This is a genomic window from Parasphingorhabdus sp., from assembly GCF_965233695.1.
GTDB lineage: Bacteria > Pseudomonadota > Alphaproteobacteria > Sphingomonadales > Sphingomonadaceae > Parasphingorhabdus.
Genome location: NZ_OZ247497.1, coordinates 3,510,822 through 3,524,808 on the forward strand (window position 1 = coordinate 3,510,822; position 13,987 = coordinate 3,524,808).

Sequence of the window (13,987 nt, forward strand, 5' to 3'; positions counted from 1 at the left end):
CCTTGGCTGAAGTTGATCCGGACACGTCTGTCCCCCTTGCCGTCATTATTGGCGCGCACGGGGTGACGGGCGAGGTCCGGCTCAAGCTGTTCTGCGAGACTTTGGACAGTCTCAAACAGCACAAGAGTTTCAACGGCGGAAAACTGACGCTGAAATCCGTGAAGCCCCATAAAATGGGCGCGATTGCACGGATTGCCGAAATTACCGACCGCAATGGCGCAGAAGCCGCCCGGGGGACAGAATTAACGGTCCCGCGTGCCGCCTTGCCGCCACTCGATGAAGACGAATTTTATCATATCGACGTTATCGGCCTGCGCTGTGTCTCGGACAATGGCGAAGAGCTGGGCAAAATATTCGCCATTTATGAATTTGGTGCTGGCGATGTCATCGAAATAGAGCGCGCGAGCGGCAAGAAATTCATGGTGCCCGTCGGTGCCATTGATATGCGCAATGATCCGGCCATTGTGCTGTCGGATTTTGTGGAGTGAATTCAAAAGCTAATAATTGGTGATGCAATGATCTTATTACTTATCGGAGGTTTGCTGGTAATCGGAACTTATATCATGGTATCGTCTTTTGGATTAGCGTGGATTATCTTCAAAATGACCAGACCGAATAGCGTTGTAAGAACCGCGTTTGTTGTTATCGTTTCAGCAGCACTATCTTCGGCTTCATTGTTGATGTTGATGAAATTGACCAGTCAATCACAAGAACAACTATATCTACCAATGATCGCAATTTTATTTGTGTTCTCAACGGTTTCAGCTGGGTTAGGAGTGTTTGTTGCAAAATCCTATGAGCGCTCGAAATGACGCATGCTGCTCAATTCCTTATGTCCCTGCCGAATCAAGGCGTTCAGACATCTAACAGCAATAAATTTGCTATTGTGCTTTCTGAATTTGTCGAACCATGAACGGCCCGATATTCTTTATCGCTATAATTGTTATTTTGGTTGCCTTTCCGGCTTTCGTTGGCTGGAAATTCAAGCAGAAATCGGATCAGTTTGTCCGTATGGCCAGCACGATAGTCGCAGGACAAGTCATCCTCACGCCTGGAATAATATGGCTCGCCTATTCTGAAGATCGCAATTTTGGTGATAATCCTCTGAAAGCTGTAATTATATATGCTGCAATGGGTTTGATGATTTCCATCATGACTTTTGTGATCATGGAGATCCGGAAAACGAGTCAGGACAAATGACCTTCACCGCCCAAATCCTGACGCTTTATCCGGAAATGTTCCCCGGACCCCTTGGCACATCGCTCGCGGGCAGGGCGCTGGAAGACGGGAAGTGGGTGTGCAAGCCCATTCAGATGCGCGATTTTGCCACCGACAAGCACAAATCAGTCGATGACACGCCAGCAGGTGGCGGTGCTGGCATGGTTTTGCGGGCTGACGTCATGGCGTCGGCGGTCGATCACGCGCTGGAACAGCAGCCGAATGCCCCCATCCTCGCGATGACACCGCGCGGAAAACCGCTGGCTCAAGCGCGTGTGCGGGACATTTCCGCTGGGCCAGGCGTCACCATCCTATGCGGTCGTTTCGAAGGTTTTGACGAGCGGATTTTCGATGCGCGGCCGATTGAACAGGTCTCGATCGGAGATTATATCCTCTCCGGCGGAGAAATGGGCGCTTTGGTGCTTTTAGACGCTTGCATTCGCCTGCTTCCCGGGGTAATGGGCGCGTCTTCTAGCGGAGATGACGAGAGTTTCGAAACCGGACTTTTGGAATATCCGCAATATACCCGGCCTCAGAAATGGGAAGGGCGTATTATCCCTGAAGTCTTGCGATCGGGGGATCATGCGAAAATAGCTGCTTGGCGGAAACAACGGGCAGAGGAAGATACACGGCTAAGGCGGCCCGATTTATGGGAGCATCACAGGGATGCTCCGGATCAGTCGCCCTCTGGTGCGCGAGGACAGAAAAAGGAAGATCGGTCATGAACCTGATCCAGACACTTGAGAAAGAAGCTGTAGAAGCATTTGCAGCCTCTAAAGAAATACCGGAATTTCGCGCTGGCGACACGCTGCGCATCGGTGTTCGCGTCGTTGAAGGCGAACGCGTTCGTACCCAGAATTTTGAAGGTGTGTGCATTGCACGGACCAATCGCGGCATGGGCTCCAACTTCACCGTTAGAAAGATTTCTTTCGGCGAAGGCGTTGAGCGTGTGTTCCCGCTTTACTCCCCTAACATCGAAAGCATTACCGTGGTTCGCCGTGGTGTCGTTCGTCGTGCGAAACTTTACTATCTGCGCGGCCGTACAGGTAAACGGGCTCGTATTGCGGAACGCCGCTTGAACCAGCCTAAAGATGCTGTAGCAACAACCAAACCGGCAGAAAAGCCAGCTGCAAAGGAAGCAGAAGCGAAATAAGACACGCTTCATAACCAATTCCAAACAGCCGGTTTTCCAAAGGGATAACCGGCTGTTTTCATATTCAGTACAGGAAAAGTTTCATGGGTTACAAAGTTGCAGTTGTGGGCGCGACCGGAAATGTCGGGCGCGAAATGCTGACCATCCTTGCCGAGCGCGAATTTCCAATTGACGAGATCGCCGCTGTAGCATCGTCGCGGTCTCACGGGACCGAAGTCGAGCTGGGTGATACGGGCAAGATGCTCAAAGTTCAGAATATCGAGCATTTCGACTTTGCTGGCTGGGACATGGCTCTATTTGCTGCCGGTTCTGGCCCGACCAAGGAATATGCACCCAAGGCGGCGGCTGCAGGCTGTGTTGTGATCGATAACAGCTCGCTCTATCGCATGGACCCTGACGTGCCGCTGATTGTGCCCGAAGTGAACCCCGAAGCCATTGCTGGCTATACGAAGCGCAATATTATCGCCAACCCCAATTGCTCGACGGCGCAGATGGTTGTGGCCCTCAAGCCGCTGCATGATGCCGCTACGATCAAGCGCGTGGTCGTATCGACCTATCAGTCTGTTTCCGGTGCTGGCAAAAGCGGCATGGATGAACTGTTCGAACAGTCCCGTGCGATTTTTGTTGGCGACCCCAAGGAAAACCACGTTTTTACCAAGCAGATTGCCTTCAACGTCATCCCGCATATCGACGTGTTCCTGGATGATGGCTCGACCAAGGAAGAGTGGAAAATGGTCGTCGAGACCAAGAAAATTCTCGACCCCAAGATCAAACTGACCGCGACCTGCGTCCGCGTGCCGGTTTTCGTAGGCCACAGTGAAGCGATCCATATCGAGTTCGAGAATGAAATCTCGGCCAAGAAAGCACAGGAAATCCTCCGCGAGGCACCGGGCATCATGCTGGTCGATAAGCGGGAGGATGGCGGCTATACCACCCCCGTTGAAAGCGCTGGCGACAGCGCCACCTATGTCAGCCGCGTGCGTGAAGATCCGACGGTGGAAAACGGCCTGATCATCTGGTGCGTGTCCGATAACCTGCGCAAAGGCGCGGCGCTCAACGCGGTGCAGATTGCGGAGCTTTTGGGGCGCAAGCATTTGCAAAAAGGGTAAATTTCCCGCAAGACATGCCGATGACATTAGAAGCAGACGTATATTGGTCGTTCCGATCGCCCTATAGCTATCTCGCAACACGGCGCTATGTCGCGCTGACGCGGGAATATGATCTCACCATCAACCAGCGTTTTGTGTATCCGCTTGCGATCCGCGATCCCGATTTCTTTGAGAAAAACCATCCCAATTGGCTGGCCTATACGTTTCGCGATATCTTCCGCGTGGCGCAGTTTATGGATATCCCGATGGCACCGCCCAATCCCGATCCGATTGTGCAGGATATTGCCACCCGCAAAATTGCCGAAGATCAGCCGCATATCTTTTTGCTCACACGCATGGGGCAGGCGGCGTCCCGGCGCGGCAAGGGGCTGGAATTTGCCGATGAAGTCTCGCGTCTTATCTGGGGCGGGACGCAGGGTTGGAATGAGGGCGATCATCTGGAGCAGGCTACCACGCGCGCAGGGCTTGATCTGGCCGAGCTGAAAGCCGAAGCCGAGGCGCGCCCAGAGGAGTTGGACAAGGAAATTGCGGGTAACCAGAACGCTCTGGAAGCAGCTGGCCACTGGGGCGTGCCAACATTGGTGTTCGAGGGTGAACCGTTTTTCGGACAGGACCGGGTCGAGCTGGCGGTCTGGCGAATGCAGCAAAAAGGCTTGGCCAAGCGCTGACATTTTGCGCTTTCCTACATTCCCGAAAACGCTTAGCTTGATCGGATGACACATTGGCTCTCCGCTCCCACTCGGTTCAACGGCCATGATACTCGGTTCGACCGAATTTCACCCCCATTTTGCGTATTTTTTGTAGAATTTCTCGAGACGTAGTTTGGCAAGCTCAGAAGGCACGAATCGAGACATGGAGGGCGTACTTGCCGGAGGCTGCCAATGCGGCGCTGTGCGTTACGCGTTCAACGGTCCCATCCCGCCTGCCTATGCCTGTCATTGCGGCGAGTGCAAGAAACAGAGTGCCAGCGCTTTTTCAATGTCCATTCCCTTGACCTATGATGCTTTGACGGTGACCGGCACGCCGAACGTTTTTGAAACCACCGCGTTTAGCGGAAACCGGAAATATAACTATTTCTGGGGGGATTGCGGCACACGGCTTTGGCACAGCCGAACCAATCCGCCGACGGCTATTACCCTAAAAGTCGGCACCTTGGATCACTCGGTAGACATCGCACCAGTCGGCCATTTATGGGTTTCCAAAAAGCAGGCTGGAATCATGCTCGATCCGGACACAGATCAGCATCAGACACAGCCGGACGATGTGCTCGTCTGGCGCAATAATTTGGGGCAATAATAGTGGAATTAAAGAGCTGGGACTTTTCCTCCTTTGACGGGGTGAAACTGAAAATACATGAAACAGGACAGGGAAAGCCCGTCATCCTGCTCCACGGTCTTTTCTCCAATGCGGAGACCAACTGGATCAAGTTCGGCCATGCCGGAAGTCTGGCCGAGGCGGGTTTCCGAGTGGTCATGCCGGACCTGCGCGCGCATGGCCAAAGCGAGGCACCGCACGATGCCAATGCTTATCCGGACGATGTGCTTATCAAGGATGCTCTGGCGCTCATCGATCATCTCGATATGGCGGAATATGATCTGGGCGGTTTCTCGCTGGGTGCCCGGACAACCGCGAAACTTCTCACCACCGACATTGCACCAGGAAAAGCCATTCTGGCGGGGATGGGGCTGGAAGGTCTCGCAGGCTGGGACCGGCGGCAGGGCTTTTTCCTGAAAGCTATAGAAATACGCGACACCGCCAAACGCGGCGATCCCCATTGGATGGCCATACAGTTCATGAAAAGCCAGAAGATTGACACAATCGCCGCTGCCCATTTGCTCAAGACATTTTCGGATATGCAGCCGGAAGCGATCGAGACAATTACTACGCCGACATTGGTCCTTTGCGGATCGGAAGATCGTGACAATGGCGATCCTGAGGCGCTGGCGAATTTGTTGCCGCATGGCCATCACATTGCGGTGCCCGGCACGCATATGAGCAGCGTTACAAAACCGGAAATGGCGCAAGAGATGCTGCGGTTTCTGAGCAGCGATATATAGGAGAGGATGGACGATGCCGAAATATCTGAACTGGCGTAATTTCTGGATTTTCTGGCTCGGCGGACTGGCGGTGTTTCTCTTCAACGTGCTGACCAGCGGTCCGCTGATGACCGATGTCGCGCCAACCGGGATTCTTGATCATCAAAGCGCGGCCACGGCCGAACGGGTTGACGCCATACAGCAAAGCTGGGCAGCGGCGGGACAGATGAACTATGCTAAATGGTCAATGATAACCGACCTTGTCTTTATCGGACTTTACACGATTGGTGGCATATTGGGCGGGCGGTTGATTTGGCAGGAGGCAGATTCTCCATCGCTCAAAAAGCTCGGCCTTTTCATGGTCCTTACTTATTTTCTGTTCGGCCTCTTTGACTATGTCGAGACGCTTAGCCAGATCACGCAAGTGCTGCAGGAAAAGGGCAGTGACACGCTGGCCAGCATCGCCGCCTTTGCGAGGCCACCGAAGATAGCAACATGGATTATCGGCACTATCGGCATGATCGCAGCGTTGATCTGGCGTAAACGGGAAAGACGTGCTTGACGGTCCCGTAATAAAGTTTCAATTCATACCAAAATTATAAGTCACAGAGGATAAATCATGAAAACTGCCGCTTCGATTATTGCCCTGGCCGCCATTGCCGTCAGCGCGCCAGTCCATGCCAAGGATGACGGGGCAAATCCAACCGCCGAAGATGCCAAGAAATTTGTCGATGAAACCGAAAAGGAGATGTTCGATTTCTCGCTTGATGCGGCGCGGACATATTGGATCAACTCCACTTATATAAACGATGATACCGACGCGCTGGCTGCAAAAGTGGGAGCCGAAGGGACCACCAAGTCCGTGCAAGCTGCAATTGATGCCGCCAAATATAAAGACGTTCAGGGTCTGGATGCCGTGACCACGCGCAAGCTTGATAAGCTGCGCGGTGGCATCGTGCTTCCCGCGCCTACAACCGAGGGTGCGGCAACAGAGCTTAACACCATCGCGACCAAGCTCAACTCTGCCTATGGCAAAGGCAAGGGCACGTTAAACGGTCAGGAAATCAACGGCTCCGATATCGAAGCGGCCATGGGCACCAACCGCAATCCGGACGAACTGTCCGAAATGTGGGAAAGCTGGCACAGCAATGTCGGTGCGCCGATGAAGGATGATTATGCCCGCATGGTCGAGATTGCCAATGAGGGCGCCAAGGAATTGGGCTTTGCCGATGTCGGTGCGATGTGGCGTTCCGGCTATGACATGCCGGCGGATGATTTTGCCAAGCTGACCGATAAGCTATGGTCGCAAGTCAAGCCGCTTTATGATGAACTGCATTGCTATACCCGGGACAAGCTCAACGAAAAATATGGCGATGACGTGCAACCCGAAACCGGCCCGATCCGTGCAGACCTGCTTGGCAATATGTGGGCGCAGGAATGGGGCAATATCTATGATATCGTCGCTCCGGAAGGTGCGGGTGACATCGGTTTTGATACGACCCAGCTACTGACCTCCAAGGGCTATGACGCGATGAAAATGGTCAAAGCGGGCGAGGGGTTCTTCTCGTCCCTGGGCTTTGAACCGCTGCCTGACACATTCTGGGACCGGTCGCAATTTACCAAGCCGGCGGACCGCGAAGTCGTGTGTCATGCCAGCGCCTGGAATATCGACAATATCGACGATATCCGTATCAAGATGTGCATCAAGGTGAATGGCGATGATTTTGTCACCATCCACCACGAGCTCGGTCATAACTATTATCAGCGCGCCTATAACAAGCAGAGCTATCTGCACCTCGACGGCGCCAATGACGGTTTCCACGAAGCCATTGGCGATATGATCGCCTTGTCGATCACACCGGAATATCTGGTGCAGGTCGGATTACTGGATGCCGATAAGGTGCCGAGCGAAGATAAGGATGTTGGCTTGTTGTTGCGTCAGGCGATGGACAAGGTGGCGTTCCTGCCCTTCGGTCTATTGGTCGATAAATGGCGTTGGCAGGTTTTCTCCGGCGATATTGCGCCAGAGCAATATACGCCCGCCTGGCATGATCTGAAATTGCAATATCAGGGTATTACTCCGCCAGTAGAGCGGCCCGATGACGCTTTTGATCCGGGCGCGAAATATCATATTCCCGGCAACACGCCTTATTCACGCTATTTCCTTGCGCGGATTTTGCAGTTCCAATTCTACAAAGCAGCTTGCGATGCTGCTGGTTGGAAAGGACCGCTTCACCGCTGCTCCTTCTACGGCAACGAAGAAGTCGGCGCGCGCTTGAACGCCATGCTGGAACTGGGCGCATCCAAGCCTTGGCCTGATGCTTTGGAAGCCTTTACCGGTACGCGTGAAATGGATGGGTCAGCAATGATCAGTTATTTTGAACCGCTGATGGATTGGCTGAAAGAGGAGAATAAGGGCAAATCATGCGGTTGGTAAGCGCAAAAAAACCGGCGGAAAAATGACACTTCCGCCGGTTTTTGAGATTTTGTAGCGGATTAAAGCTGATCAAGCATATAGTCGGCAGCGCTGACTTTGAAATCGCCGGGTGCTTCGACATTTAGTTCTTCAACAACACCGTCGTTGACGATCATGGAGAAACGCTGGCCACGGGTGCCCATGCCAAAGCCGGATCCATCCATTTCAAGGCCTATGGCTTTGGCAAAATCGCCATTGCCATCAGCCAGCATGGTTACGTCTTCTGAGCCCGCATCCTTGTTCCAGGCGTTGAGAACAAACGCATCATTTACGGCGGTGCAGGCAATTTCATCGACGCCTTTGGCTTTCAATTCGGCGGCTTTCTCAACATAGCCCGGCAAGTGCTTGGCTGAACAGGTCGGTGTATAGGCACCAGGAACGGAGAAGAGTGCGACTTTCTTGCCTGCAAAATAGTCTGAAGAGCTGACTTGCTCAGGTCCGTTTTCTGTTGCTTTTACGAGGTTCACCTCTGGAATCTTGTCGCCTTTGTTGATCATATTGTCGCTCCTTATGAAATTTTGGGATTGTCATTATCTGTTATCCTGTTGTGGTGACAGCATCATGAAATTGCAAGCAATGTAACGATAATGCTCCGTTTATCGAATTTACCATGGGCAGGGCGGGATAAGTGACTTATGTTAGGGACATGGATGATCCGCTCTATTTCTCTGGCCAGTTTCTGCTTGCGACACCCGGTATGGCTGATCCGCGGTTCGCGCGTTCGATCATCGCTATATGTTCGCACGATGAAAATGGTGCTTTGGGAATCAATATAGGCGAGACGTCAACAGACATCAGTTTTCATGGGATATTGGAGCAGTTTGATATTGATCCCGAAGCTTTGAAAGACCGCAATGTGTTTGTCGGCGGGCCGGTAGAAATGCATCGCGGTTTCATACTTCATAGTCTCGATTTCAATCTATCGGACACGCTGCAGGTCGGCGAGCGGTGGGGTTTGAGCAGTTCGCTTGATATATTGGGCGCTATCGCAAAAGACCGTGGGCCAGAGAAATGGATCGCCGCATTGGGATATTCCGGTTGGGGGGCTGGGCAGTTGGAGCATGAGCTGACCCAGAACGGATGGTCGGTTACGCCGGGTGAACCGGAATGGCTTTATGAAACAGAAGCCAAAGACAAATGGGAAATGGCCTGGAAAGCCCAGGGTATAGATCCCGGCATGTTGTCGGGTCAGTTCGGTAGCGCTTGAATCTATCGAGTTCCTAAAAAAGCCTATTGGTTCTCGCCATTTCCATACTGAATATCGCTTAACCAATCTCCTTAGAAAATCTCTAAGCCCGAAGGAACATTTTCCCAGTTCTCAATGGGAAGGGGATTTCGGGAAATGAAAAAAATAGGAAAATTCATATTGGCAAGTGCCATTGCCAGCATTGCTTTTTCGGCGTCTGCGCAAGCGGCATGTTGGACACCGTCAGCGGTAGAAGCCGCGCATGTACGAGACCTTCAGTCTCGGCTGATGGTGGCGGCGCTGCGTTGCGCAAAATCAAATCACGATGTTCTGCCGCATTACAATCGCTTTGTGAGTGGCAAGAAGCCGCTATTGATGCTGGGTAACGGAATTCTTCGGAGCCACTTTGCAAAAGGCAGAACGAAAAATCAGGCAGTAAAGCAATATGATCGTTACGCCGTATCGCTCGCCAACAAATATGGAGCGGGTTCAGGTGACCTCTCGGAATGCGAAACCATGAAGAATTTTGCCATGGCTGCAGCTGATAGCGAACACAATCTATCTTCATTGGTCAGAGTCGCGCAAATGCACGGTCTATCGCCGACACTGCCGGGCGGGCGCTGTGGTATAGTTATGGCATCCAGCGGAAAATGATAATTTTATTACAAATATAAAGACATCTTTATATTTGCTTCCAAAGCCGCATATCGCTAAGGAATGACGAAACTGCCGCACCGGTTCGATGGTGCGGCAATTCGTCTTTCAAGGAGAATGATTGTGGCTACCGCAGCGGATACAGCGAACCTGGACTATGTGATCAAGGATATTTCCCTTGCCGATTTCGGGCGCAAGGAAATTGAGATCGCAGAAACAGAAATGCCTGGCCTGATGGCTTTGCGTGAAGAATTTGGTGCCGAGCAACCTTTGAAAGGTGCGCGGATAACTGGTTCGCTGCATATGACCATTCAAACTGCAGTTTTGATTGAAACACTTCTAGCGCTTGGTGCAACCGTTCGTTGGGCATCTTGTAACATTTATTCCACGCAGGATCATGCGGCCGCTGCGATTGCTGCAGGCGGAACGCCGGTTTTTGCGATCAAAGGAGAGACGCTTGAAGAATATTGGTCTTATGTCGAGCGTATCTTTGACTGGGGTCCAGAAGAAACCTGCAATCTGATCCTGGATGATGGCGGCGACGCAACAATGTTCGCGCTTTGGGGCGCGCGGGTGGAAGCCGGTGAGGAACTGTTCAAGCCTGAAAATGAAGAAGAAGAAGTCTTCATTGCCACTCTGAAGCGTTTCCTGGCCGAACGCCCTGGATATCTGACCAAAACGGTTGCGACCATCAAGGGTGTTTCGGAAGAAACCACCACAGGTGTTCACCGTCTTTATGACCTGGCCAAGCAAGGTAAATTGCCTTTCCCGGCAATCAACGTGAATGACAGTGTAACCAAATCGAAATTCGATAACCTCTATGGTTGCAAAGAGTCGCTGGTGGACGCTGTGCGCCGCGCCACTGATGTGATGCTGGCTGGTAAAGTAGCCTGTGTGGCTGGCTTTGGCGATGTCGGCAAAGGTTCAGCTGACTCACTCCGTAATGGTGGTGCTCGCGTTATCGTTACCGAAGTCGATCCGATCTGTGCCTTGCAGGCTTCAATGGAAGGCTATGAAGTTGTCACCATGGAAGAAGCGGCCAAGCGCGCAGATATCTTCGTGACCGCTACAGGCAATAAAGACGTAATCACGGTTGATCACATGCGTGATATGAAAGATCGTGCGATCGTTTGCAACATTGGCCATTTCGACAGCGAGATCCAGATTGCCGGTCTGCAAAACATGAAATGGAACGAGATTAAACCGCAGGTTGACGAAGTTGAATTTCCCGATGGTAAGAAATTGATCATCCTTGCGCAGGGACGTCTGGTTAACCTCGGCTGCGCGACGGGTCACCCGAGTTTTGTGATGTCAGCTAGTTTCACCAACCAGGTAATGGCGCAGATCGAGCTATGGTTGCGGCCTGAGCAATATGAAAATGACGTTTACGTGCTGCCGAAGCATCTCGATGAGAAAGTTGCTGAGCTGCACCTCAATAAATTGGGTGTCAAGTTGACGAAATTGTCGAAGGAGCAAGCGGACTATATCGGCGTGACTCCAGAAGGCCCATTTAAGCCAGACCACTACCGTTATTAATTGAGAACCGGATGGGTCTTTGTTGGCTCATCCGGTTTCTTTAGAACTAGTTGGCGGTAAAGCGTGTTTTGCTTTTGCTAGGTTTCTTCGGAAAACTTGGCCACTTATTCTGCGATAGGCTGTTCAGGCTAGCGGATTTGATTCCGGCTTGTTTTTCATACATCCAGTAGTTCCGCATAATGATTGAAACATATCCACGTGTTTCAACATAAGGAATGCTCTCCATGTAAAGTAGCGGATCATCATTATCTCTAATCTCGCTGTTCCAGCGCTGCACTGATCCCGGGCCCGCATTATAGGCAGCTGCGACTTTGGGTAGCTTGCCGTCCGTAATAGATGAATTGCTCAAATATTCGAGATAGGATTGCCCATATTCCAAATTGGTCGATGGTTCGAACAAATCAGCCTTTTCAAATGACCGGCCATTGGCGCGAGCTATATCGCCAGCAGTTCCGGGCCGAACCTGCATGAGGCCAATGGCATTGGCCGGGCTGACAGCTTGGCTACGAAAGGCGGATTCTTGCAACGTATGGGCATAAACCAGAGCTGGATCGACGCGCCATCCGCCATCGGGCGTCCATTTGGGTGCAGGGAAACGGGCCTGCTCATCCGGCCTGAAGCCGCGAGGCGCATTATGCGCCAGCCACAATTGCGTGCGGGGGAGGTTCAGTTCCCGCGCCAGTTTCAACAAAGCTGCATGGTCATTGAAATCGCCGATCCGCGCCTGGTGCCTCAAAACCTCATCGGCTAAACTATCTTCGCCAATTTCGACTAGAGCGATAGCCGATTTGACGTTATCGTGTCGCTGCAGAGCTTTCCAATCACCTTTTGCAAATGCGCCACTTGATTTCGTACTGGCGATTTCCATGCCCAGAGTATGCGCCGAGAGCAGGCCATAAAAGCTGTCGCTGCGTTTGGCAGCCATCTGCAGTTTGCCTTGTGCTTTCTGGGGACGGCCGCAAACGACGTCAGAACGAGCACCCCAATAGAGACCTGCAGCTTGCAAGTCAGAGTCAGCTGCTCGGCGGCCTACATTGTCAAAGGCCAAACTGGCGTTTTGACAGTCTTTGAGACGCCAGGAAGCCAGGCCTGCCACCCAATCGGCATGCACGACCCAGGGTCCGCTGCCTTTTTGGGCTTTTTGCGCCATACGCTGAGCTGCACGGTCATCATTTTCGATATAATAGGACCATGCTACCCGCTGTTCCAGTTCCGTGCGGGCGTCCGAAGATAACACGTCATTGGTTTCAAAAAGCAGGGCTTCGGCGGATTGCGGACTGTCATTCTTGATGAATTCCATAATCCGGCCGCGAATGCTATTGGCTGCGTTGTCGGATTCAATCGCGTTCGGTTTCTTCCGGATCGGCAAGCCCGGTACGTAGGAGAGGTTGCGTCGTTGTGGCAGATTGGGAAGCAATTGCGCGCCCCGCTTTTTCGCCAGTCTCCCTAGTTGAGCGGCTTGTGGAATCTGTGGTGCTTCATTCACGAGGACCAGAAGCGGTCCTAATTCTGCGCGAGGGGAGTTGGCAGCCAAGAAATACTCTGCTTGAGCGATAGACTTCAACGGACCCTTTGGGGCTTCATCGAGCAGGTTTTTCGCAATATCCCATTGATTGCTGCCCATTGCCTTGAATATCGCACGATAATGCTCTGATTGCTTTCGTTCCAGCTGGGACGGTATGTCCTTGGCGACAGAGGAGATTTTGAAGAGCACCGCTCCGCTTTCTTCAGCCAATGCCGGCGTTATCGGTAACGCAAACAAGGCCACGGTGGCCGCCAATTTCAATTTTACGGAAAACTGATTAATCATGTACTCGGGTTCCTCGTCAGCAACTGCAAATCTTTCCATGCTTCCGTCTTAAATTCTGGTCTTTCGATCAAAATCCGCGGATGGAAAGTCGCGATTGCCTCCGTTTTGGATGAAATGTGGTTAACAAATTGTTTATTTTTGCGCGCAGTGAGCAGATTTTGGTCGAAAAACAACAGGGAAGGTGTTTCGCCAAAAACGATGATCTTTTTCGGGCGAACCAATCCAATATGGTGCAATATCCGCTTTTTAAGCGGTTCGTGATATCTAGGCTCGATACGGCCATCAAATGATCGCCCCAGAGATAAAGATGCAAAATAGGCTTTTTCCGAATCGCATCCGATTGCCTTCAGCATATTGGCCAGTAATGCGGTGCTTTTATCGGAAAAGAGGGAATTTTGAGCCAAACGATCCTGTTCAGGCATCGCTACAATGATCATGATTTCAGGCTCGACCATGCCCCAAGGAAGAACCTGATTTTGGGACCACGGGGCTTCAATCAGGTTTTCAGGCCTCGAAAGCCAGGAGATAAAATCTTCATATTGATTTGGGAAAGCCTCGTTTTGAGTTCTTGATTGAGGCTTTTCGTCTGTTGGCGGAGGCTTTATTTCCGTAGCGGCAATTGTTTCTGTTGGCGGCGTTTCCGGCACGCTGCCAGCAGAGATTTCCGCCTCTAAAAGGGACGAGGGGTCATGCTTGTAGTGCAAGTCGACACCCGATAGACTCCACCAGTCATGGAGGCTTTCTATCTGTTCAATAGCCGTGTTATCATTGAGTGTCGGTGCAGAAAAATTCATATATGCATAGAGTCA

The 13,987-nt window shown here is 51.9% G+C and carries 17 protein-coding genes; 14 read left to right on the top strand and 3 right to left on the bottom strand.

Features of this window, described 5'->3' with window-relative positions; all coding sequences use genetic code 11:
* Positions 1-2 precede the first annotated feature (2 nt).
* The 11 genes from rimM (at position 3) to ACO6S1_RS16875 (ending at position 7,953) form a co-directional block, all read left to right on the top strand.
* Complete coding sequence (gene rimM, locus ACO6S1_RS16825) at positions 3-488, top strand: ribosome maturation factor RimM (RefSeq protein ID WP_422343709.1); 486 nt, start codon at positions 3-5, stop codon at positions 486-488.
* A 27-nt stretch (positions 489-515) separates the two neighbouring features.
* Positions 516-812: a hypothetical protein gene (locus tag ACO6S1_RS16830; protein ID WP_422343710.1), complete on the top strand. Its 297-nt coding sequence runs from the start codon at positions 516-518 to the stop codon at positions 810-812.
* 97 nt (positions 813-909) lie between these two features.
* Entirely contained in the window at positions 910-1,200 is a 291-nt protein-coding gene (locus tag ACO6S1_RS16835; protein WP_422343711.1) for a hypothetical protein, read from the top strand.
* Complete coding sequence (trmD, locus tag ACO6S1_RS16840; protein ID WP_422343712.1) at positions 1,197-1,943, top strand: tRNA (guanosine(37)-N1)-methyltransferase TrmD; 747 nt, start codon at positions 1,197-1,199, stop codon at positions 1,941-1,943. The genes ACO6S1_RS16835 and trmD overlap by 4 nt, the downstream gene beginning before the upstream one ends.
* Positions 1,940-2,371 carry a 50S ribosomal protein L19 gene (gene rplS, locus ACO6S1_RS16845; RefSeq protein WP_422343713.1) on the top strand — a complete coding sequence of 144 codons (432 nt, stop codon included), beginning with the start codon at positions 1,940-1,942 and terminating at the stop codon, positions 2,369-2,371. The genes trmD and rplS overlap by 4 nt, the downstream gene beginning before the upstream one ends.
* A gap of 83 nt (positions 2,372-2,454) precedes the next feature.
* A complete protein-coding gene (locus ACO6S1_RS16850) occupies positions 2,455-3,480 on the top strand; it encodes an aspartate-semialdehyde dehydrogenase (RefSeq protein WP_422343714.1) in 1,026 nt (341 codons plus the stop codon).
* Positions 3,481-3,500: 20 nt separating this feature from the next.
* Complete coding sequence (locus ACO6S1_RS16855) at positions 3,501-4,148, top strand: 2-hydroxychromene-2-carboxylate isomerase (RefSeq protein WP_422343715.1); 648 nt, start codon at positions 3,501-3,503, stop codon at positions 4,146-4,148.
* A gap of 184 nt (positions 4,149-4,332) precedes the next feature.
* Positions 4,333-4,776 carry a GFA family protein gene (locus tag ACO6S1_RS16860; protein WP_422343716.1) on the top strand — a complete coding sequence of 148 codons (444 nt, stop codon included), beginning with the start codon at positions 4,333-4,335 and terminating at the stop codon, positions 4,774-4,776.
* Between the two features lie 2 nt (positions 4,777-4,778).
* A complete protein-coding gene (locus tag ACO6S1_RS16865) occupies positions 4,779-5,537 on the top strand; it encodes an alpha/beta fold hydrolase (RefSeq protein WP_422343717.1) in 759 nt (252 codons plus the stop codon).
* Between the two features lie 13 nt (positions 5,538-5,550).
* Positions 5,551-6,078 (top strand): hypothetical protein, encoded by a 528-nt coding sequence (locus ACO6S1_RS16870; RefSeq protein ID WP_422343718.1) that lies wholly within the window; start codon positions 5,551-5,553, stop codon positions 6,076-6,078.
* Between the two features lie 57 nt (positions 6,079-6,135).
* A complete protein-coding gene (locus ACO6S1_RS16875; RefSeq protein ID WP_422343719.1) occupies positions 6,136-7,953 on the top strand; it encodes a M2 family metallopeptidase in 1,818 nt (605 codons plus the stop codon).
* A 59-nt stretch (positions 7,954-8,012) separates the two neighbouring features.
* Here ACO6S1_RS16875 and ACO6S1_RS16880 read toward each other — a convergent pair whose 3' ends face one another.
* Positions 8,013-8,489 (bottom strand): peroxiredoxin, encoded by a 477-nt coding sequence (locus ACO6S1_RS16880; protein WP_422343720.1) that lies wholly within the window; start codon positions 8,487-8,489, stop codon positions 8,013-8,015.
* Positions 8,490-8,620: 131 nt separating this feature from the next.
* On the opposite strand from ACO6S1_RS16880, the gene ACO6S1_RS16885 reads away from it, so the two are divergent.
* The 3 genes from ACO6S1_RS16885 to ahcY all read left to right on the top strand — a co-directional run bounded on the left by ACO6S1_RS16885 (position 8,621) and on the right by ahcY (position 11,368).
* A complete protein-coding gene (locus tag ACO6S1_RS16885) occupies positions 8,621-9,199 on the top strand; it encodes a YqgE/AlgH family protein (RefSeq protein WP_422343721.1) in 579 nt (192 codons plus the stop codon).
* A gap of 135 nt (positions 9,200-9,334) precedes the next feature.
* Complete coding sequence (locus ACO6S1_RS16890) at positions 9,335-9,832, top strand: hypothetical protein (protein ID WP_422343722.1); 498 nt, start codon at positions 9,335-9,337, stop codon at positions 9,830-9,832.
* 117 nt (positions 9,833-9,949) lie between these two features.
* On the top strand, positions 9,950-11,368 hold the full coding sequence (gene ahcY / locus ACO6S1_RS16895; RefSeq protein ID WP_422343723.1) for an adenosylhomocysteinase: 1,419 nt from the start codon (positions 9,950-9,952) through the stop codon (positions 11,366-11,368).
* Positions 11,369-11,414: 46 nt separating this feature from the next.
* On the opposite strand, the gene ACO6S1_RS16900 is transcribed toward ahcY, so the two are convergent.
* Positions 11,415-13,178, bottom strand: coding sequence for a lytic transglycosylase domain-containing protein (locus ACO6S1_RS16900; RefSeq protein ID WP_422343724.1), 1,764 nt, complete (start codon positions 13,176-13,178; stop codon positions 11,415-11,417).
* Positions 13,175-13,972 (bottom strand): uracil-DNA glycosylase family protein, encoded by a 798-nt coding sequence (locus ACO6S1_RS16905; protein ID WP_422343725.1) that lies wholly within the window; start codon positions 13,970-13,972, stop codon positions 13,175-13,177. The genes ACO6S1_RS16900 and ACO6S1_RS16905 overlap by 4 nt, the downstream gene beginning before the upstream one ends.
* Positions 13,973-13,987: the final 15 nt, after the last annotated feature.